This is a genomic window from Microbacterium sp. GbtcB4, from assembly GCF_019091465.1.
GTDB lineage: Bacteria > Actinomycetota > Actinomycetes > Actinomycetales > Microbacteriaceae > Microbacterium > Microbacterium paraoxydans.
In genome coordinates, this window is record NZ_JAGXJJ010000008.1 from 141,919 (window position 1) to 161,481 (window position 19,563).

20 protein-coding genes and 1 tRNA gene are annotated in these 19,563 nt (G+C 71.1%); 14 read left to right on the top strand and 7 right to left on the bottom strand.

Translation table 11 applies throughout. The features are described from left to right. Positions 1 to 37 precede the first annotated feature (37 nt). Positions 38 to 113 (top strand) — tRNA-Met (locus KVS71_RS13765). Between the two features lie 41 nt (positions 114 to 154). Then, positions 155 to 595 carry an alternative ribosome rescue aminoacyl-tRNA hydrolase ArfB gene (gene arfB, locus KVS71_RS13770; protein WP_105950339.1) on the top strand — a complete coding sequence of 147 codons (441 nt, stop codon included), beginning with the start codon at positions 155 to 157 and terminating at the stop codon, positions 593 to 595. On the opposite strand, the gene KVS71_RS13775 is transcribed toward arfB, so the two are convergent. After that, positions 561 to 1,226 carry a TetR/AcrR family transcriptional regulator gene (locus tag KVS71_RS13775; protein ID WP_025102437.1) on the bottom strand — a complete coding sequence of 222 codons (666 nt, stop codon included), beginning with the start codon at positions 1,224 to 1,226 and terminating at the stop codon, positions 561 to 563. The genes arfB and KVS71_RS13775 overlap by 35 nt on opposite strands. 70 nt (positions 1,227 to 1,296) lie before the next feature. On the opposite strand from KVS71_RS13775, the gene KVS71_RS13780 reads away from it, so the two are divergent. Beyond that, entirely contained in the window at positions 1,297 to 2,574 is a 1,278-nt protein-coding gene (locus KVS71_RS13780; RefSeq protein WP_254635763.1) for an MFS transporter, read from the top strand. A 38-nt stretch (positions 2,575 to 2,612) separates the two neighbouring features. On the opposite strand, the gene KVS71_RS13785 is transcribed toward KVS71_RS13780, so the two are convergent. The 3 genes from KVS71_RS13785 to KVS71_RS13795 form a co-directional block, all read right to left on the bottom strand. Further along, positions 2,613 to 4,685 (bottom strand): DUF2156 domain-containing protein, encoded by a 2,073-nt coding sequence (locus KVS71_RS13785; protein WP_217584824.1) that lies wholly within the window; start codon positions 4,683 to 4,685, stop codon positions 2,613 to 2,615. A gap of 49 nt (positions 4,686 to 4,734) precedes the next feature. Next, complete coding sequence (locus tag KVS71_RS13790) at positions 4,735 to 5,388, bottom strand: thioredoxin domain-containing protein (RefSeq protein WP_217584825.1); 654 nt, start codon at positions 5,386 to 5,388, stop codon at positions 4,735 to 4,737. Between the two features lie 64 nt (positions 5,389 to 5,452). Continuing rightward, entirely contained in the window at positions 5,453 to 5,872 is a 420-nt protein-coding gene (locus KVS71_RS13795) for a hypothetical protein (RefSeq protein ID WP_025102433.1), read from the bottom strand. A 74-nt stretch (positions 5,873 to 5,946) separates the two neighbouring features. On the opposite strand from KVS71_RS13795, the gene KVS71_RS13800 reads away from it, so the two are divergent. Genes KVS71_RS13800 through KVS71_RS13810 form a run of 3 tightly spaced genes read left to right on the top strand, consistent with a single transcriptional unit; the run spans position 5,947 to position 8,820 of the window. Then, on the top strand, positions 5,947 to 6,297 hold the full coding sequence (locus tag KVS71_RS13800; RefSeq protein WP_025102432.1) for a PLD nuclease N-terminal domain-containing protein: 351 nt from the start codon (positions 5,947 to 5,949) through the stop codon (positions 6,295 to 6,297). A 14-nt stretch (positions 6,298 to 6,311) separates the two neighbouring features. Continuing rightward, positions 6,312 to 7,961: a 2-succinyl-5-enolpyruvyl-6-hydroxy-3-cyclohexene-1-carboxylic-acid synthase gene (menD, locus tag KVS71_RS13805; protein WP_217584850.1), complete on the top strand. Its 1,650-nt coding sequence runs from the start codon at positions 6,312 to 6,314 to the stop codon at positions 7,959 to 7,961. Positions 7,962 to 7,977: 16 nt separating this feature from the next. Continuing rightward, the gene (locus KVS71_RS13810) at positions 7,978 to 8,820 is read left to right on the top strand and encodes a polyphosphate kinase 2 family protein (protein WP_060921231.1); all 843 of its coding nucleotides are present in this window, start codon (positions 7,978 to 7,980) and stop codon (positions 8,818 to 8,820) included. 12 nt (positions 8,821 to 8,832) lie between these two features. Here the strand turns inward: KVS71_RS13810 and KVS71_RS13815 are convergent, their stop codons facing one another. After that, positions 8,833 to 10,086 (bottom strand): chorismate-binding protein, encoded by a 1,254-nt coding sequence (locus KVS71_RS13815; RefSeq protein WP_217584826.1) that lies wholly within the window; start codon positions 10,084 to 10,086, stop codon positions 8,833 to 8,835. A gap of 35 nt (positions 10,087 to 10,121) precedes the next feature. Between KVS71_RS13815 and KVS71_RS13820 the strand changes: the two genes are divergently transcribed. Genes KVS71_RS13820 through KVS71_RS13845 form a run of 6 tightly spaced genes read left to right on the top strand, consistent with a single transcriptional unit; the run spans position 10,122 to position 16,077 of the window. Then, the gene (locus KVS71_RS13820) at positions 10,122 to 10,685 is read left to right on the top strand and encodes a hypothetical protein (RefSeq protein ID WP_217584827.1); all 564 of its coding nucleotides are present in this window, start codon (positions 10,122 to 10,124) and stop codon (positions 10,683 to 10,685) included. Beyond that, positions 10,682 to 11,401: a class I SAM-dependent methyltransferase gene (locus KVS71_RS13825; RefSeq protein WP_217584828.1), complete on the top strand. Its 720-nt coding sequence runs from the start codon at positions 10,682 to 10,684 to the stop codon at positions 11,399 to 11,401. The genes KVS71_RS13820 and KVS71_RS13825 overlap by 4 nt, the downstream gene beginning before the upstream one ends. Positions 11,402 to 11,444: 43 nt before the next feature. Next, positions 11,445 to 12,506 carry a polyprenyl synthetase family protein gene (locus KVS71_RS13830; RefSeq protein ID WP_060921235.1) on the top strand — a complete coding sequence of 354 codons (1,062 nt, stop codon included), beginning with the start codon at positions 11,445 to 11,447 and terminating at the stop codon, positions 12,504 to 12,506. Positions 12,507 to 12,564: 58 nt separating this feature from the next. After that, positions 12,565 to 13,938, top strand: a complete 1,374-nt coding sequence (locus KVS71_RS13835) for an FAD-dependent oxidoreductase (protein WP_025102425.1) — start codon at positions 12,565 to 12,567, stop codon at positions 13,936 to 13,938. A gap of 60 nt (positions 13,939 to 13,998) precedes the next feature. Continuing rightward, the gene (locus tag KVS71_RS13840) at positions 13,999 to 15,030 is read left to right on the top strand and encodes a hypothetical protein (protein WP_217584829.1); all 1,032 of its coding nucleotides are present in this window, start codon (positions 13,999 to 14,001) and stop codon (positions 15,028 to 15,030) included. Positions 15,031 to 15,066: 36 nt separating this feature from the next. Continuing rightward, the gene (locus KVS71_RS13845; RefSeq protein ID WP_144882338.1) at positions 15,067 to 16,077 is read left to right on the top strand and encodes an alpha/beta hydrolase; all 1,011 of its coding nucleotides are present in this window, start codon (positions 15,067 to 15,069) and stop codon (positions 16,075 to 16,077) included. Here the strand turns inward: KVS71_RS13845 and KVS71_RS13850 are convergent. Continuing rightward, on the bottom strand, positions 16,068 to 16,700 hold the full coding sequence (locus KVS71_RS13850; RefSeq protein WP_217584830.1) for a GntR family transcriptional regulator: 633 nt from the start codon (positions 16,698 to 16,700) through the stop codon (positions 16,068 to 16,070). The genes KVS71_RS13845 and KVS71_RS13850 overlap by 10 nt on opposite strands. 413 nt (positions 16,701 to 17,113) lie before the next feature. Next, positions 17,114 to 17,602 carry a YajQ family cyclic di-GMP-binding protein gene (locus tag KVS71_RS13855; protein ID WP_025102421.1) on the bottom strand — a complete coding sequence of 163 codons (489 nt, stop codon included), beginning with the start codon at positions 17,600 to 17,602 and terminating at the stop codon, positions 17,114 to 17,116. An 84-nt stretch (positions 17,603 to 17,686) separates the two neighbouring features. On the opposite strand from KVS71_RS13855, the gene KVS71_RS13860 reads away from it, so the two are divergent. Further along, positions 17,687 to 18,160: an NUDIX domain-containing protein gene (locus tag KVS71_RS13860; RefSeq protein WP_254635764.1), complete on the top strand. Its 474-nt coding sequence runs from the start codon at positions 17,687 to 17,689 to the stop codon at positions 18,158 to 18,160. 170 nt (positions 18,161 to 18,330) lie between these two features. Continuing rightward, the gene (locus KVS71_RS13865; protein WP_060921240.1) at positions 18,331 to 19,542 is read left to right on the top strand and encodes a maltose ABC transporter substrate-binding protein; all 1,212 of its coding nucleotides are present in this window, start codon (positions 18,331 to 18,333) and stop codon (positions 19,540 to 19,542) included. Positions 19,543 to 19,563 lie beyond the last annotated feature (21 nt).

The window sequence follows — 19,563 nt, forward strand, 5'->3', positions numbered from 1 at the left end:
GGCGGGGATGATCACGGCCGGGTAACGTCATCCCCATCGCGGCGATCCGGGCGGTCCCGGGCCCCGGCTCATATCCGGAGGCGTTGCGGGTTCGACTCCCGCCGTCGCGTCCACTCCGTCCTCTGCTCGTCCGTTCATCCCGGATGATGGAGGCATGCCTTCCGCCCCTCGCCCCGGACTCCGGGTGTCCGCGGGTCTGACGATCCCGGAGGCCGAACTGTCGTGGCGGTTCTCGCGATCGTCGGGGCCCGGCGGTCAGGGCGTGAACACCACGGACTCCCGGGTGGAGCTGGTCTGGGATGCGGCGAACTCCGCGGCCCTGTCGCCGACGCAGCGCGACCGGATCCTGGAGAGGCTCGGCGGACGGCTGGTCGACGGCGTGCTGACGATCGCCGCGTCCGAGCACCGCGCGCAGCTGCGCAATCGGGAAGCTGCGCGGGATCGGCTTTCCGCCCTCGTCGCGGAGGCGGTGCGTCCGCCGGCGCCCGCCCGACGGGCGACGAAGCCGAGTCGGGGGTCGAAGGAGCGGCGGCTGACGGCCAAGCACCGCCGCACCGACGTCAAGAGCCTGCGGCGGCGCCCCCGCGAGGACTGACGTCCGGACCCGTCTGTGCGCTCCGCGAGCCGGTGAGCCGCTCCTCGATCGGGGCCCAGCCGTTTTCGAGGAGAGCGGAGCCGGCGTCGAGCACCGCCTGCTGGTCGTCGCTCTCGGTGACGAGGATCTGCATCTGCAGGACGAACCGCGCGTACACCCGGACCTCGGGGGTGGGGGTCGGGATGCCGAGCTCCTCGGCGATGGCCGCGGCGAGCGCATCCTCATGGCGCAGCCACATCTTCGACGCGTAGTCGCGGAGCGCCGGCGTGTCGTTGAGGAAGCGCAGGAAGACGCGGGCCACGTCGTCACCGTGCTCGTCGAGGTTGGCGCCGACCTCGGCCGCATAGAAGTCGTGGATGGCCCGGTTGATCGTCACGCCGGTCGGCCGGTCGCGCACCGCCGAGACGAGGCGATCGCGCTGCTCGTCGTCCTCGTCGAAGACGAGCGCCTCCTTCTGCGGGAAGTGGGCGAACACGGTGGTGGGGGAGACATCGGCGGCGTCGGCGACCTCGCGGATGCTCACGTTGTCGAATCCGCGCTCCAGGAACATCCGGGTGGCCACGTCGGAGATGTTCTTGCGGGTCGCGGCCTTCTTGCGCTCGCGGCGGCCCGGGGGTGGGGGCGTCGTCATGCGGCCACCTTATCGCGCATCCGAACCAAAACTGTATTGACACCAAAACTGGTATCGCTACACTTTCGGTATGACTTCACCTCATCACCCCGTTCGCGGCGCCGGCCGCGCCTGGGTCATGCTCGTCGTCCTGACGATGCTCACGGTCATCGGCATGACCGTCGTCCTTCCTGTCCTGCCGTTCGTCGTGCTGCAGTACGTCGCGCACGAAGACGACCTCGCCCTCTGGGTCGGGGTGCTGGAAGCGGTCAACGGGCTGTGCGCCTTCCTCGCCGCACCGCTCCTCGGGCGGCTCTCTGACCGGTTCGGACGACGACCCGTCATCATCGTCGCGGCGTTCGGCGCGGCCTTCTCGATGGCCCTGTTCGGCCTGGGTGGGGCGATCTGGGTGCTCGTGCTCGCCCGTGTCATCCAGGGGCTGACGGCGGGAGACCTTCCCGCCCTGTTCGCCTACCTGGCCGACATCACGCCACCCGAGAAGCGCGCGCAGCGCTTCGGGCTCCTCGGCGCGCTGACCGGGATCGGCACCATGATCGGCCCCGCCATCGGCGGTCTGCTCGCCGCGATCGACCTGCGCCTGCCCGTGTTCCTCACCGCGGCGGTCGGTCTCACGATCGCGGTCCTCAGCATCTTCCTGCTGCCGGAGAGCCTGCGGCCGGAGAACCGCATCGCCCGGATCGCTCTCCGCGACGTCCAGCCGTTCGGCGTGTTCCGTACCGCGTTCGGTCGGCCCGAGCTCCGGGGGCTGATGATCGCGTTCGCACTGCTCGCGCTGCCGTTCGGATTCTTCGTGAACAACTTCAGCGTGCTGGCCCTCGACGCCATCCAGTGGGGGCCGACGCAGATCGGCCTGCTCACAGCAGGCGTGGGCATCATCGACATCCTCATCCAGGGCGTGCTGCTCGGCATCCTGCTGCCGCGGATGGGGGAGCGCGGCGTGATCGTCAGCGCCATCACCGCGCAGGCGGTCGGTCTCGCCGGTCTCGCGGTCGTGGCTTCCCTGCTCGCCCAGCCGTGGCTCTTCATCGTCGGGGCGCTCCTGCTCGCCGCCGGTCAGGGCGCGTCGCAGGCTGCGATGGACGGGGCGATGTCCAACGCCGTCGGCGACGACGAGCAGGGCTGGCTCGGAGGCGCCACGCAGTCCCTCAACGCCGCGATGGGCACGATCGCCCCGTTGATCGCGGCCGCCCTCTACACCGCGGTCAGCCATGCCGCGCCGTACTGGCTGGGCGTCGGGATCATGGTCGTCGCCGCATTCGTCGTCGCGCGAGCGCATATCGCGAACACCGCGAAGCGTCCCGTCTCGGAGACGCAGGACGCCGTCGGCGTCGCCGAAGCGCGGGTCTGAGCAGAAGGACCCGGCGCGGCGTCCAGGGTCCGCGGGGGTCAGCGCTCCCCGCGGACGAGCTCCACCCCCGCCCCGGCGAACTGCCGCAGCGTGGCATCGGGGAGGAAGGCCCGGGTGAGGGCGCCGCCGATGCGGGTGAGGTCGCTCTCGTCGCGGAAGAGCAGGTACATGGTCTCGTAGCGGGGGTGGAACTTCTCCTTGAACCGGTGCAGCGAGCGGAAGCCGTAGACGGGCTCGAGCGCGTCGGCGAGGCGCTCGCTCAACGCGGCGATCACCCCCGCGTCCGGCGGGTAGTCGTGTGCGAGCGGAGCGCCGGAGAGGGACATGATCTCGGCGCCCTCCTCCGAGAACTGCTGGGCGGAGGCGCCGATCAGGTACTCCATCACCGGTCCGAAGCCGCCCTCGCGGCGTCGCATGAGGTCGAGGGTCCAGCCGCGCACCACCCCGCCCTCCCCGTACACGGGCAGCCAGGACAGGAAGCCGTCGACGTCGCCGTTCGGAGCGATAGCGAGCGCGAGGCGGACCTCGGGGTCCTCCGCCTCCTCCAGGGTCCCGAGCGTGAACCGCATCTCCGGTAGGTCCTTGTCGCCGACCCATGCCTCGGAGATCGCGCGGAGCTGCTGCCGCAGTCCCCAGGTCTCCGCGGCGAGGTGGGTGAGCCGGAAGGTCATCTGCTCCCGCCCCGCCCGGTTGAGGGAGGAGCGCACCGGTTGCCAGCGCTTGCCGGTGAAGGTGAGGCCGGGGAGGTCGACGATCGTGTCGTCCGCCACCACGAGGCTGCGCCAGGTCTCCGGGACGGCCTCCCTCGTCGCCTCGTCCGCGCTGAAGAAGCACGGCACGAGGCCGGCGTCCTCGGCCGTGCGGATGAAGTCGCGCACTGCCGTCGGACGGGACTCCGCCGGTCCGATCGGGTCGGCGAGCGCCAGCGCGACGCCGTTGCGACGCTGATACGCGACGATCCCGCCGTCCACGCGGGCATAGCCGTTGCCCTCCCACGTCGTCATCCAGGAGAGCGTGCCGCCGCCATGTGCCCGCAGTTCGCGGCGGAGCTCGTCCGGCGTCGGGGCGGGCTGCCGGCCGACTCCGGTCGAGCGGCGAGCGCGGAACGCCCGCCGCACCGCGACGAGGTAGACCAGCACCAGTGCCCAGAGCACGCCCGTGGCGAGCGTGAGCTCGGTCTCCGCGTCGATCACCGTCTCGAGCTGCGCCTCGCTCGTGAGGATGATGAGGACCAGGACGAGGGTGGCGGCCAGCACGTTGAGAGGTCCGAGGATGATGGCGACGACCCACGCCCAGCGGCGACCGCGCCGCAGGCCGTTCGCGATGAAGAGGATCACAGCGACGTCGATCGCCGTGTCGATGAACCCGCCGGAGGCCGGGTCCGTGGGGCCGAACGGGCCATCGGTCGGCACGAGGACCGTGATGATCTCGATGGCCACGAGCGTGAGCACGGCCATCACGGCGATCAGCCGCTGCTCCCGGACGGTCGTGCGCCGCACGCGCAGGCTCCGGTCGACGAAGAGGATGAGCAGCACCGCGAACAGATGCTCGAGGTCGGCGAGCTTTCCCCAGAACATCATCGCGACGAAGACGAATCCGAGGAGCACCAGCCACGCGCGCACCCGCCACGGCGGACGGAACAGGCCGACGGCGGCGGCGATGCAGGCCATGGTCCCGCCGGACGCCCCGACGTCGAGGGCCTGCGCTTGGGTCTGCGCCCACGCCCACGGCAGCTGCGACACGAGCAGCAGGAACAGGGCGGTGGCGAAGACGGCGAAGAGCTGTCCGACCGCGAAGTAGGCGACGGCGACCCGCGTGCCGCGACGGTGCTCCAGGAAGCCCATGCCCCAGAACCCGGCGATGGTGAAGAGGTAGACCCAGGGTTCATTGACGAAGAACGTCCCCGTGACCGGCGTCCACCACTTGCCCTCGGCCAGGCTCGGCAGCCCGTAGGCGACGGCGGGGAAGAGGGCCGAGTCCTCGAACGGCCGCCACAGCCCCTGCCAGATCACGCCGGTGAGCAGCACGAGACCGATCATCGTCAGCGTCGCCGGCGTGGTCCGCAGGGCCCCGAACAGGAGGCGGGCCGACGAGGGGCGCTCCGAGGTCATGCGCTCAGCGTAGAGGTGGGGCCGCCGCACGGCGACCCCACCTACCGGATCACTCGGCGACGGCCTTCGCGATCGCCTCCTCCAGGTCGTTCCACTCGACGAGCTCGACCTTCTCGCCGTCGACGAAGAAGGTCGGCGTGCTGCTCACGCCCAGCCGCTCGCCGTCGCGCTTGTCCTGCTGCACACGGGCGAGGGTCGCCGGATCGGCGACCGCGGCATCGTACGCGGCCAGGTCGAGGCCGAGTTCCTCGGCGAACGCGCGGAACACCTCGGGTGTCTCCGCCGACTGCTCGCCCCACTGCGCCTGCGTCTCGAACAACATGTGGAACATCTCCTCGTAACGGCCCTGCTGCGCGGCGGCCTCGGCGGCGAGAGCGGCCTGCGTCGAGTTCACGTGCCCGGGCAGGGGGAAGTACCGGGTGACGTACCGGATGTCGCCGTCGTAGGTGGCGCGCAGCTCCTCCACGATCGGGTAGAAGGCGCCGCAGGCCTCGCACTCGAAGTCGAGGAACTCGACGACCGTGACGGCGTCGGGGCCGCCCTCGTCGAGCACGTGGGAGTCGGTGCGGACGGTGGGCAGCTTCTCGCCGGCCTCGGGGTCGGGCTGCGCGGGCTGCTGGCTGAGGGCATAGACGATGCCGACGACGAGCAGCACGACGGCGACGGCGACGGCGATCAGGGTCGCCTTGACGGGGGTCTTCATGGGGTCTCCAAACACGGGTGATACGACGAGAGGTGCCGCGGAGGCGGCTGGAACCGGCGTCGGATCAGGTGCGGGAGATGGAGAGCTGGATGAGCGAGACCGCGGGCACGAACGGGCGGGGGCCGGCGCGGAACCGTGTGGTCGCCCGGGGGAGGAGATCGCGGAACCGCAGGCCGCTTCTGGTGCGCAGGTGCCGGAAGAGAAGGACGAGGGCGACGCAGCAGAGAGCTGCCGCCGCGCACGCCGCCGCGGCGGCCGGATCCGCCGGTGCGACCTCGGTGACCGGTCCCGCAGCCGAGGTGTCGACCGGCTGCGAGACGCCCGGGGCGAGGCACAGGGTCGCGTGCGCATCCGCCGTCCCGTGCGAGGCCGACCACGCGCCGACGACGAGCAGGAGCGCAAGGCCGACGGCGATGACGATCCGGCTCTGCAGGATCCGCTCGGCGCGCGCTCGCGGCGTCGGGACGGGGGCGAGGGGCGGCATGTCCCGCGCAGTCTAGCAACGGACGCTTTGCCCGCCCCGGGCCCGTCCGACCCCGACATGCCTACACTGGAGGGGTGGCGAGACTACTGATCGTCGGCGGCTTCCTCGCCGCCGTGTTCTGGGTGTACAGCATCGTCGACTGTGCCGTGCAGCCGGCGACGCGGCACCGGGGCGTGCCCAAGGCCGCCTGGGTCGCCATCGTCGTCCTCATCCCCGTCATCGGCGGGATCCTCTGGTTCGTCATCGGCCGTCGCCGGGCCAACGACCAGGGCGTGCCGCGCACCGTCGCCCCCGACGACGACCCCGCGTTCCTCCGCAGCATCAGCAAGGCGGAGCAGGACGCCCGCATCCGTCGTCTCGAGGAGGAGCTCGCGCGGCTCGACGAGGAGACCGACGAGCCGCCCGCCGCGGATCCGCGCCCGTGACGTCGTCGCCGGCGATGGAGGCCGCGGCCTCCCTGTTCGCCGACCTCGTGTCCCACGGCGTCCGTGATGTCGTGCTGTCTCCCGGCTCGCGGTCGCAGGCTCTCGCGCTCGCCGCGGCGGCCTTCGCCGACGAGGACGCGCTGCGCGTGCACGTGCGGATCGACGAGCGGGTCGCCGGATTCACCGCCCTCGGCATCGCACGGGAGACCCGGGTCCCCGTCGCGCTCGTATGCACCAGCGGCACGGCTGTCGCGAACCTCCTCCCGGCCACGATGGAGGCCTTCCACTCCGGGGTGCCGCTGCTGCTGCTCACCGCGGATCGGCCTCCCGAGCTGCGGGGGGTCGGTGCGAATCAGGCGACCGTCCAGGAGGGGCTGTTCCACCCCTGGGTCCGTGCGCAGCTCGACGCGCCCGTCCCCGGAGACGGCACGTGGGACGGCCTCGCCGCGCGCGTGGTCGGCCTCGCGCTCGGAGCGGCGGAGCCCGAGTCCGGCCTTCCCGGCGTCGCCGGTCCGGTGCACCTGAACCTTCCGTCCCGGGAACCGCTGTCGGGCGCGATGCCGGCACGGACGCTGACGCCGGGGGAGGCGCCGCGCCTGCCGGAGCCGGAGGCGTTCGCGCTGGAGCGCGGGCCGCGCACCGTGGTCCTCGCGGGCGCCGATGCGGGTGCCGCGGCGGAGGAGATCGCCCATGCCGGCGGGTGGCCGCTCATCGCGGAGATCGTCAGCGGCGCGCGCTTCGGACGCCAGGTGGTGCACGGGTATCGCCGGCTGCTGTCCCGGGACGACCTCGGCGGACGCGTCGAACGGGTGGTCGTGCTCGGACACCCGACGCTCAGCCGCGAGGCCGCACGGCTGCTCTCCCGCGCGGACGTGGACGTGATCGCGGTCCGCAAGGGCGGCGAGGAGCTGAATCTGAATCACCGCACGCGCGCCGTCGCGGCCGTCACGGTCGCCCAGGGGGAGACCGACCGGGAGTGGCTCGGCGCGTGGATGCGGGCCGCCGCCGACGAGGCCGTGGATCTCAGCGAGAACGCCCCGGACACCGAGGGGCTCTCCTCCACCGACTTCGCCGCCCGTCGTGACGCCGTGCGCGCGGAACTCGACGCCGTGCGGCGCCCGCTCGACCGGGAGCGCCTCGTGGATGCGGTGTGGCGGGCCACCTGGCCGCATGACCGTCTGGTCTTCGCATCGTCGCGCCTCGTCCGCGTCGCCGACGAGGTGCTCGGCGGCAAGAAGGTCCCCGTGCACGCCAACCGCGGACTCGCCGGGATCGACGGCACGATCGCCACCGCCACGGGTATCGCCGTCGCCAGTCAGGCCGCCGGGGCCCCCGGCGTGACCCGCGTGTTGCTCGGCGACCTCGCGTTCCTCCACGACGTCGGTGCGCTGCTGTTCCCGAGCGACGAGACGGAGCCGCGCCTCCAGGTCATCGTCGGCAACGACGGCGGTGGGACGATCTTCGACGGCCTGGAGGTGGCGGGCACCGCGCCGGCCGCACATCTCGATCGCGTGTTCTACACCCCGCACGGGGTGCGCCTGGAGCACCTCGCGCTCGCCTACGGCTGGGAGTATCAGCGGGTCACCACGCGCACCGCTCTCGACCAGGCGCTGACGACGCCGCGCGGCGGTCGCCAGATCATCGAGGTGCCGCTGCCGCGGTGACTGGCATCATGTGCGTATGAACGCGCACACCTGGACGCAGAACCTGCGGGTGCGGCCCGGCTTCCGCCTCGCCGACGTCGACCCCGACAGCAAGCCCGGCTATGACCACGGCAAGTCCCGCGGCACGGCCGACCTCGACGCGGGTCTCGAGCGCCTGAACGACCTGCAGGAACGGCTGTTCGCCGAGAGCCGCGTGGGCACGGCGCAGGACGCGGTGCTGCTCGTCCTACAGGCGATGGACTCCGCAGGCAAGGGCGGCATCGTCCGGCACGTGGTCGGGGGCGTCGATCCGCAGGGCGTCGCGCTCGCCGCGTTCAAGGCGCCGACGGCGGAGGAGCGGCAGCACGACTTCCTGTGGCGCGTCGAGAAGAGACTGCCGGAGCCCGGGTTCATCGGGGTGTTCGACCGCTCGCACTACGAGGACGTGCTCATCGGACGAGTACGGCAGCTCGCCGACGCCGCCGAGATCGAGCGGCGCTACGACGCGATCAACGCGTTCGAGGAGCGCGTCGCGGCCTCCGGCGTCCGCATCGTCAAGGTCATGCTGCACATCTCCCCGGAGGAGCAGAAGGCGCGGCTGATGGAGCGCCTGGAGCGCCCGGACAAGCACTGGAAGTACAACCCGGGCGACGTCGACGAGCGGATGCTGTGGCCGCAGTACATGGAGGCGTACCAGACCGTCTTCGATCGCACGTCCACCGAGGCTGCGCCCTGGTACGTCGTGCCGGCGAACGCGAAGTGGTACGCGCGGCTGGCCGTGCAGGAGCTGCTGCTCGCAGCCCTCGAGGACATCGATCCGCAGTGGCCGGTCGCCGACTTCGATGTCGAGGCCGAGAAGAAGCGCCTCGCCGCGAGCTGACCGCGGCGGACGTCAGGCCAGCGCGTCGACGAGGGGACGGAACTTCACCCGCGTCTCGAGGAGTTCGCTCTCCGGATCCGATCCGGCGACGATCCCGGCCCCGGCGTAGGCCGTGACCGCGATCGCGTCGTCCGTCGTCGTGAACTGCGCGCACCGCAGGGCGATGGCCCACTCGCCGTTGCCGTCCGCGTCGACCCAGCCGACCGGTCCGGCGTAGCGCCCGCGGTCGAACGGCTCGAGCTCCCGGATGGCGGCGATGGCCGTCGGTGTCGGGGTGCCGGCGACGGCTGCGGTCGGATGGAGTGCGCGCACGAGGTCGAGGGCGGAACGACCGTCCTCCAGCTCGCCCTCCACATCGGTCGCGAGGTGGAAGAGGTTGGGAAGCTTGAGCAGGAAGGGCTGCTCGCTCGCCGCGAGGGCCCTGGTGTACGGGCGGAGGGATGCGAGCACGCTCTGCACGGCGTACTGGTGCTCGTCGAGGTCCTTGGTGCTGGAGGCGAGGTGCGCGGACGCGGCGGTGTCGGCGTCGGCGTCGGCCCCGCGTCCGATCGTCCCGGCGAGCACACGAGCGGTCACCGTCCGGTCCTGCACCGTGACGAGGGTCTCCGGGCTCGCGCCGATGAGTCCGTCGACCGCGAAGACCCAGGTGTCCGGGTACCCGGTGGCGAGCGCGCGGACGAGCCGCCGCAGGTCGGAGCCCGCGGGGATGGTGCCCTGGAGGTCGCGGGCGAGGACGACCTTGCTGAGCTCGCCGTCCGCGATGCGGTCCAGCGCGCCCCGCACGGCGTCCTGGTAGCCCTGGGGGCTCTGCGCTCCGGGGCCCACGGTCCCCGCCCAGTGCGGTCCGTACTCCGCGGGCTCGACGGCACCCGGCGCACGCTCGTCGTCGGACCGGCGGATGCGGGTCTCCCAGAAGCGGTCGCCATGGCGGCCGAGGATCCGCGACGGGATGACGAGCACGCTGTCGGCGCGCGAGTCCTCGTCGAAGGTGAAGGCCCCGAACGCGACGAGTCCGGTTCCGGGGAGTCGCAGCGGGTCGGAGACCGCGGCCGCCGCCGCGAGACCCTGCCAGAGCGTCGCGAGGGTCTCGGCGCGGGTGCGCCCCTCCTCGGCCGACGGGCGGAGCTCGGCGAACGGCTCACCCACGGCCACGATCCCGTCGCCGCGGCGGAACCAGGCGAGCGGGCGGGCGGGGTCCGCGAAGGAGAGGAGGTCTTCGACCGGATCGATCTCTCGGGTCTCCACGACCAGGGGGGTGTGCTGCACGACTCCAGCCTATTCCGCGGACGTAGGGTGGGCGGATGAGCGATGCGCGTCCCGCAGCCGGTGCCGAGATGATCTTCCAGTGGCGCAAGTGGGACGGGTCGCCGCACTGGCGCCACGAGTGCGTGTACCTCGGTGCCGACCGGTGGGGAGACTGGGTGGGGCAGCCCACCGGCTGGCACAGCGCCCGCCCGGGAGCCGAGTTCCACGCCGCCACGCCGAACGTCACCCTCGTCCCGCCGAGCGCCGACTTCGCGCTCACCGTCAATCGCCACCACCCCCGGGGGATGCGCATCTACATCGACCTCGGATGGGACGTCCGGTGGTCGGACGACCCGCTGCTCGCGACCGGGATCGACATGGACCTCGACGTCGTCCGCGTGGAGGGGGAGCGCGGCACCTGGGTGGACGACCGCGACGAATGGGCGGAGCACAGCGCCCGCTACGGCTACCCGGCCCCCGTCATGCGGCATCTGGAGGAGCTGGCGCTCGACCTCGAGACGCGGGTCAGGGAACGCACGGCGCCGTTCGACGACGCCACGGCCGATCCCTGGCTGGACCGACTCGAAGCGCTGGAGCTCCCGCCTAGACTGGACGCGTGACCGCGAACGACAAGAACCGCGCCGATCTCGGCAAGGACCCCGCCCGCGTCAGCGGCATGTTCGACCAGGTCGCCGCCGGGTACGACCGCACGAACACCGCGATGACGTTCGGCAACGACGCGCTCTGGCGGGCCGCGACCACCCGCGCCGTCGCCCCGAAGCCGGGCGAGCGCATCCTCGACCTCGGCGCGGGAACGGCGTCCTCCTCCGCCTCCCTCGCCCGCAGCGGCGCGCAGGTCGTCGCAGCGGACTTCTCGCCCGGCATGCTCGCCGAGGGCCAGCGCCGCCACGGAGCGATGCGCAACCTCTCCTTCGTGCAGGCGGATGCCACCGCCCTGCCGTTCGCGGACGACGAGTTCGACGCGGTGACGATGTCGTACGCCCTGCGCAACGTGAACGACCCGAAGAAGGCGCTGCGCGAGCTCTACCGGGTGACCAAGCCGGGCGGCCGCCTCGTCATCAACGAGTTCTCCACCCCTCCGGGCAAGCTCTTCCGCGGGGCCTACCGGTTCTACAACGCGCAGGTGCTCCCGCGCGTGGCCCGGGTCGCCGGAACGAATGGCGACGCCTACGACTATCTGAACGAGTCGATCCGCGACTGGCCCGACCAGAAGCGGCTGTCCGCATGGATCAGGGAGGCCGGCTGGCAGGACGTCGCCTACCGCAACCTCACCTTCGGCATCGTGGCCCTGCACCGGGCGCACAAGCCCGCGTGAGCACGGCGCGAACGGCGGCACCCGACGCAGGTAGGCTGGGAGCGTGACTTCGAGCCCCAGCGCCCCGGGTTCGCGACTCGCGAGCCGTCTCGGCTTCAGCGATCGCGTCTTCGTCGGTCCCGCCGCGCGTCGCATCGCCCGCACCATCGAGGACGGACTGGAGCTGGTCGAGACCGGGCTCGCGGACGACGTGCGTGTCGCCGACCCCCTCGCCGACGCCGCCAGCCGCTATCTGTACGAGGCCGGGGGTAAGCGCATCCGCCCCGTACTGACGCTGCTCGCGGCGCAGCTCGGCGACGGCAACACCCGAGAGGTGATCGACGTCGCGAAGGCGCTGGAGATCACGCACCTCGGCTCGCTCTACCACGACGACGTCATGGACGGCGCCGACCGCCGCCGCGGTGTCCCCGCCGCGCAGACGGTGTGGGGCAACAACATCGCCATCCTCACCGGCGACATCCTCTTCTCGCGCGCCAGCCAGCTCATGTCGCGGCTCGGCGAGCGGGCCATCCGGCTCCAGGCCGACACGTTCGAACGCCTGGTCCTCGGGCAGATGCACGAGACCCTCGGTCCGCAGCCGGACGACGACCCGATCGCGTTCTACATCCAGGTGCTCGCGGACAAGACCGGTTCGCTGATCGCCGCGGCCACCCAGGGCGGCGTGATCTTCTCGAACGCCCCCGCGGAGTACGAGGAGCCGCTGCGCGTCTACGGCGAGAAGATCGGCGTCGCCTTCCAGCTCCTCGACGACGTGATCGACCTGTCGGCCAAGCCCGAGGAGACGGGCAAGGTCCCGGGCACCGACCTGCGCGCGGGTGTCCCGACCATGCCGTACCTCCTGCTCAAGGCGGAGGACGACGACGCCGCGGCCGACCTCGCCGCCCGCATCGACGACGGCGTGGCCCTCATCGCCGACGGCGCCGACCCGGCGATCCTCGACGGACCGCTGGACGAACTCCGCGACCACGCCGTCACCCAGAAGACCCTCGAGCTCGCCCACGCGTGGACGCAGGAGGCGATCGACGCCCTCACCGCACTTCCGCGCGGCACCGTGCGCGAAGCGCTCACCCGATTCGCCGAGACCCTCGCCGAGCGCTCCAGCTGACACCGTGCACGGGCCCCGGGCCCGGGTGTCTGCCGCGACGGCACACGAAAGGACCTCCATGACCAAGCTGAGACTGGCCATCGTCGGCGCAGGCCCCGCGGGCATCTACGCCGCGGACATCCTGCTGAAGGCCGAGCGCAAGTTCGACGTGTCCATCGACCTGTTCGAGCAGCTTCCGGCCCCGTACGGGCTCGTCCGGTACGGCGTCGCCCCCGACCACCCCCGCATCAAGGGCATCATCACCGCCCTGCGCGACGTGCTCGACCGTGGCGACATCCGCCTCTTCGGCAACGTCCGCTTCGGCGAGGACATCACGCTCGACGACCTCAAGAAGCACTACAACGCGGTCATCTTCGCCACCGGGGCGATCCGTGACACGTCGCTGGACATCCCCGGCATCGACGCGGTGGGCTCCTACGGCGCCGCCGACTACGTGAGCTGGTTCGACGGACACCCCGACGTGCCGCGCGAGTGGCCGCTGGACGCCGCCTCGGTGGCGGTCCTCGGCAACGGCAACGTCGCCCTCGACGTCTCCCGCATGCTCGCGAAGCATGCGGAGGACCTTCTCGTCACCGAGGTCCCCGAGAACGTGTACGAGGGACTCAAGGCGAGCGCCGTCACGGACGTGCACGTATTCGGCCGCCGCGGCCCGGCCCAGGTGAAGTTCACGCCGCTGGAGCTCCGCGAGCTGGGGGAGCTGCGCGACGTCGACATGGTCGTCTACGACGAGGACTTCGACTACGACGAGGCCTCGAAGGACGCGGTCGCGAGCAACAAGCAGGTCATGGTCATCGACCGCATCCTGCAGTCGTGGCGCAAGCGCGACTCCGTCAACAACGCCGGCGGCACCGCCTCGCGCCGCCTGCACCTGCACTTCTGGGCGCGCCCGGTCGAGGTGCGCACCGACGAGAACGGCCGTGTCGCCGCTCTCGTGTACGAGCGCACCCAGCCGGACGGCCAGGGTGGCGCGGTCGGCACCGGAGAGCTGCGCGAGGTGCCCGTGCAGGCGCTGTATCGCGCGATCGGCTACTTCGGCTCGCCGCTGCCCGGCGTCCCCTTCGACAAGAAGCACGGCGTCATCCCGAACCACGAGGGCCAGGTGCTCGCGAAGGACTCCAACGACCGCGTCCCCGGCGTGTACGCCACGGGGTGGATCAAGCGCGGCCCGGTCGGCCTCATCGGCCACACGAAGTCCGACGCCATGGAGACCGTCCGTCACCTCATCAACGACCAGGGCTCGTGGTGGCACCCGGAGGACCCGTCCGAGGAGGCCATCCCGGCACTGCTCGCCGAGCGTGGCGTCGCCTGGACCGACCTGGACGGCTGGCACCGCCTCGACGAGCACGAGATCAGCCTCGGCGCGCCCCAGGAGCGTGCACGTGTGAAGGTCGTCCCTCGCGACGAGATGGTGCGCGTCTCCCGCGGCGAGTGAGTCGTCTCGGCGCCGGGGCGTGCTCCCGGCGCCGGGTCCCCGCAGCCCTAGGCTGAGGCCATGCGACCTCGTGCACTCCTGGCCCTCGGCGCCGTGGCCGTGCTCCTGCTGCCCGGCTGTGCGCCCGAACCCGAGGTGAAGCCCACCGGCACGCCGACGGCCGCCGCCACGGTCGCGCCCACTCCCGCGTCGGCGGAAGCGCCCACTCCGGCCTTCGATGTGGACTGCGCCGATGTCGCCGAAGCGATGTCGGGCTCCGCCGGCGAGGTCGAGGGTGAGGTGGCGGAGGCGCTGGGTGTGTGGTCGTCACCGAGCTGGTACCCCGGTCCCGCGCAGCACATGTTCCAGCGGGCGGGCGGCATCGCCTGCTCGGCGGGGACGGCGGAGCGCAACTGGGAGGTCACGATCCTCCCCGGGGCCGAGGAGGCGATCACGGGCGCGGAGTCCCGCGGCGGGTACTACGGTGAGGAGTCCCGCTGCGAGAGCGGCGGATACTGCTTCTTCCAGCTGGTCGACGGCGACGTCCTGGTCTCGGCGACCGTCGTGGATCCGGAGAAGGGGCCTGACGATACCGCGACGCTCGAGGAGGCCCTGCGCGGACTCGGCGCCGCAGCCGTGGCGTCGCTGCGTGAGGTGGATGTGCTGGAGAGTGCGGTCGAGGGTGTGGACTGCACGCGGTTCCTCACCGCGACGGAGCTCGCAGAGCAGGTCGACGCCGAGGTGCACGTGATCGACGCGTTCGGCGGATGGTCCATCCCGGCCGAGGTCTACCAGGAGCGCAACGGTGCGCGGATCTGCTACTACGCCTCCGGGGACGACGAGTACGCGGCCCAGGGGTACATCATGCTCACCACGCTGCCCGGTGGCGCGTGGGCGTTCGACGAGCTCGAGGACGGGGAGGAGATCGCGATCGAGGGCGTGGATGCCGCCCGCACCGGCGTCGACGAACTCCGCCGTCCGGTGCTCGATCTTCGCGTGGGTGCGGACTGGCTGCGTCTCACGACGTTCGACGGGTCGGGGATCGACGACCTCGCGCCGATCGCGGCCGCCATCGCGGACGACTTCGCCGTCGCCCGTCCGGGCGGCGAGTGACGCCGTGGGCTAGCCTGGGCGCGAGGGGGAGGACGCATGGCCGAGTGGGTTCCGGATGTTCTCGGCGATGAGTTCGCCCAGCTCACCCTCGACCTCGGCAGCGACGAGCAGGGTCCGGTGGTCGCCACCCTCGTGCGGGCTCTGCCGGCTCCGGTTCCGTGGTGGGAGCGCGCCCGGCGCCGTCGCCCGTTGCTCGAGGGCGTGGACGTGCTCTACATCCACGGGTGGTCGGACTACTTCTTCCAGAAGCGGTTGGCCCGATTCTGGACGGCTCGCGGTGCCCGCTTCTTCGCCCTCGACCTGCGCAAGTACGGGCGCAGCCTGCGCGAGGGCCAGACCCCGGGCTACATCACCGACCTGTCCACCTACGACGAGGACATCGCCGCGGCCCTGGACGCGATGGGGCACGGCGAGGACGGCGAGGAGAGCGGGCGACGCCTGATCCTGTTCGGACACTCGACCGGCGGCCTGACGCTGAGCCTGTGGGCGTCGCGGCATCCCGGTGCGGCCGACGCCCTCATCCTGAACAGTCCCTGGCTCGAGTTCCAGTTCGCTCCCGTGCGGGCCGCGATCGCCCCGATGGTCGAGTTCCAGGCACGGATCCGGCCGCTCGACGTCGCGCCGCAGGTCGACCTCGGCTACTACACCCGGGCGCAGCAGGAGGTGGCCGACCCCGACGACCCGATGGAGGTCAACACCGCCTGGCGTCCCGTGCAGACGATGGCCGTGTACGCCGGGTGGCTCAACGCGATCCTCACCGGGCACAAGGCCGTCGCCGCGGGTCTCGACATCGCGGCGCCGGTCTGCGTCCTGCTGTCGAAGCGGTTCGTGCCGCCGACCCGGTGGTCGGAGGAGCTGACCTCCGCCGACTCCGTGCTCGTCGTCGACGACATCGCCCGCGCGGCCCTGCGGCTGGGTTCCACGGTGACCGTCGAACGGATCGACGGCGCCCTGCACGACGTGTTCCTGTCCCGACATGAAGCCCGGGAGGACGCGTACCGCCGCCTGCACCGCTGGGTCGTCGGCTGGCGCGCCGTTCAGACGTAGTACATCGCGCGTGCGAGGCGCTCCGCCTCATCGCCGTCGCCGGCGCGCACCGCGTCGGCGAACTCCGCATAGACCTGTCGCATCCGCTCGCGATCGCCGGGACGCACCACCCACCCGCGCAGGTTCCGGGTCACGGCGACGGCGACATCGTCGATGAGCATCCGGTGCTGGCGGTTTCCGCTGTGGTCGGCGAGGTAGGCGAAGACGGCCCACCGCGCCCGCGCCGTCGACGCCCCGTCGGTGAGCGAGTCCTGCATCCGTGCGATGAGATCCTGCACGCGCTCCCGTTGGATGGCGCTCAGTCTCGGCACCGCCATCCGCGCCGTGATGCCGCCCTGGTAGCCGGCGAACTCCAGCGATTCGGCCACCACCTGCGGCGTGACCATCGTCACCTCCGTGTACCGGCTCGGGTACATCGTCACCAGTCCCAGTCGCTCCAAGCGCTGGAGCGCTTCGCGAACCGGCGTCCGCGAGACGTGGAGCTCGTCCGCCACGTCGACGTCCCGGATCCGGTCGCCTTCGGCGAACTCTCCCTCCGTGATGAGCCGCCCGATGTGGTGGAACACCTCATCCGCCAGCAGCTGCTTGTTCTCTCCGATGCTCTTCGACTCGATCTGCCCCATGGCCCAGCCCCCGGTCGTTCTTGGTCTGCGACCGACGTCCACTCCCGGGCGGTGAGGGAGCGACGGTCGCAGGATTGCCGTCATGCCTCCACGGGGGGCCGATCCGCGTGGGGACGCGCAGCGGGCGGGGAGGCTTGTCATGAACCCGGGACCGGTCGGCGTGCGACGTCGGCAGACCCCAGGCCGACGCGAGCTTCGGGGGCCCGCGCCGCTCCCTCCCCTGAGCCGGCGTGGCATCCTCGAAGCGCATCCACCGCGTCGATCGGGTGTCGGACGGGGATGGCGTCGGAGTCGTGACGAATCACGACCGCTTCCAGTCTCGACGAAGAACACCGATATCTCGGTATGCGTTGACCGGGGAAAAGAAAGGGCCCGGGATGACTCCCGAGCCCTCGCCTCCGACGCGAATGGCGTCAGCGGTAGTTGATGAACTGCAGATCGATGTCGAGGTCGCTGCCCTTGAGGAGCGCGATCACGGCCTGGAGGTCGTCGCGGCTCTTGGACTGCACGCGCAGCTCGTCGCCCTGGATCTGGCTCTTCACGCCCTTGGGGCCCTCATCGCGGATGATCTTGCCGATCTTCTTCGCGTTCTCCGAGGAGATGCCGTCCTTCAGGCTCGACAGGATGCGGAACTCCTTGCCGCTGGCGAAGGGCTCTCCCGAGTCGAGGCTCTTCAGGGAGATGCCGCGCTTGATGAGCTTGGACTGGAACACGTCGAGGACGGCGTTCGCGCGCTCCTCGGTGTTCGCGGTGATGAGGATCTGCTCGCCGCTCCAGGCGATCGAAGCGCCGGTCCCCTTGAAGTCGTAGCGCTGCTCCACCTCTTTGCGCGCCTGGTTCAGGGCGTTCTCGGCCTCCTGGCGATCCACTTTCGAGACGATGTCAAAGGAACTGTCAGCCATGACTCAACTGTATCCGCGGGGGTGCGGAAAGTCCCGTGGGCGGGCTCACGGGGCGCGCGCCGCCCCGGCGCCTAGACTTCGTCGATGCCGATGTCGCCCTACGTCCAGGCGATCCGTGCGCGGATCGGACACGACTTCCTCCTGCTGCCCGGTGTCACCGCCGTCATCCGCGACGGCGAACGGTTCCTGCTGGCCCGGCACGCGCACTCCGGCGTGTGGAGTCTGCTCGGGGGCGGCATCGAGCCCGGTGAAGAGCCCACGGACGCGGTCGCCCGGGAAGTCCTCGAAGAGACGGGAGCGCGTCTGCGGATCACAGGACTCATCGGTGCGTACGGTGGCGACCCGATGGCGGTGACCTATCCGAACGGCGACCAGGTCGGCTACGTCACGGTCGCCTACGAGTGCGAGCTGCTCAGCGACCCGGCACCGGACATGGACGAGATCGTCGAACTGGGCTGGTTCCCGCGAGAGGCCATCGCCGCCTTGCCGCGGCGCGACTGGATCAACCGCGTCATCCGCGATGCGCCGCATCGTGCTCGCGGTGACGCCGCGCGCTGATGCCCTCACCATCGGCTGATATGGAAGCGTTTTCATATCAGGAGAGTCTCGTCGTGCCGATCACGGGTTGATATCAACGCGCTCGCGGATTGTGATCGCCTTTCGAAACGATGCATACTGTAAGCGCTTGCAGTCTTGCAGGCGCTCAGCACTGAGAGAGGCACACACCAATGAAGGTGAACAAGAGGGGCATGGTCGCCGCGGGCGCCATCGCCATCGTTTCGGCTCTGACGCTCGCCGGCTGCTCGACCGGCTCCGGCGGCGACGACTCTTCCTCCGGTGGAGACGGCGGCGGCACGCTGACCGTCTGGGTCGACGCCGAGCGGGTCGACGCGCTGCAGGGCGCGGCGGACGCGTACCAGGAGAAGACCGGTGTCACGGTCAAGCTGGTGGGGAAGTCCGTCGACGACATGAAGGACGACTTCATCCAGCAGGTCCCGACCGGCAAGGGCCCCGACGTGGTCATGGGCGCTCACGACTGGCTCGGCGAGCTCTCGACCAACGGCGTCGTCGCTCCGATCGAGCTCGGCGACAGCTCTGAGGACTACCTCCCCGTCGCGCTCCAGGCGGCGACCTACGAGGGCACCGTCTACATGCTCCCGTACGCGGTCGAGAACATCGCGGTCCTGCGCAACGCCGACCTCGTCCCCGAGCCCGCGACGAGCTTCGACGACATGGTCTCGAAGGGCACCTTCGTGGTGGAGCAGGGCGCCGAGGGCAACCCGTACCACCTGTACCCGTTCCAGACCGCGTTCGGCGCTCCGGTCTTCGGCACCGACGACAGCGGCAGCTACGACCCGACCGACCTGCAGCTCGGCAGCGAGGGCGGCTTCGCCTTCGCCGACTGGCTGGGAGCGCAGGGCGCGGCCGGCACGCTGAACACCGATATCGACGGCGAGATCGCCAAGCAGCAGTTCCTCGACGGCACCGCCGCCTTCTGGCTGACCGGCCCGTGGAACGTGGGCGCCGCCACCGAGGCGGGCATCAACGTCGAGATCGACCCGATCCCGAGCCCGACGGGGGAGACGGCCTCGCCGTTCGCCGGCGTCAAGGGCTTCTTCGTGAGCGCCGAGTCGAAGAACAAGGTCGCGGCCAACGACTTCCTCGTCAACTACCTCGGCACGGAGGACGTGCAGCTGGAGCTGTTCAAGGCCGGCAACGTGCTCCCGGCCCTCACGGCTGCCGCCGACACCGCGGCGTCCGACCCGATCATCGCCGGCTTCCAGGCCGTCGGCGCCGACGCGGTCCCCATGCCGGCGATCCCCGCCATGGGCGCTGTCTGGCAGTTCTGGGGCGTGGCCGAGGCCGCCATCATCAACGGCGAGGACCCGCAGGCGACGTGGCAGAAGCTCGTCGACGACGTGACCGCCGCGATCGAGTAACGGCCGACAAGATGACGACCC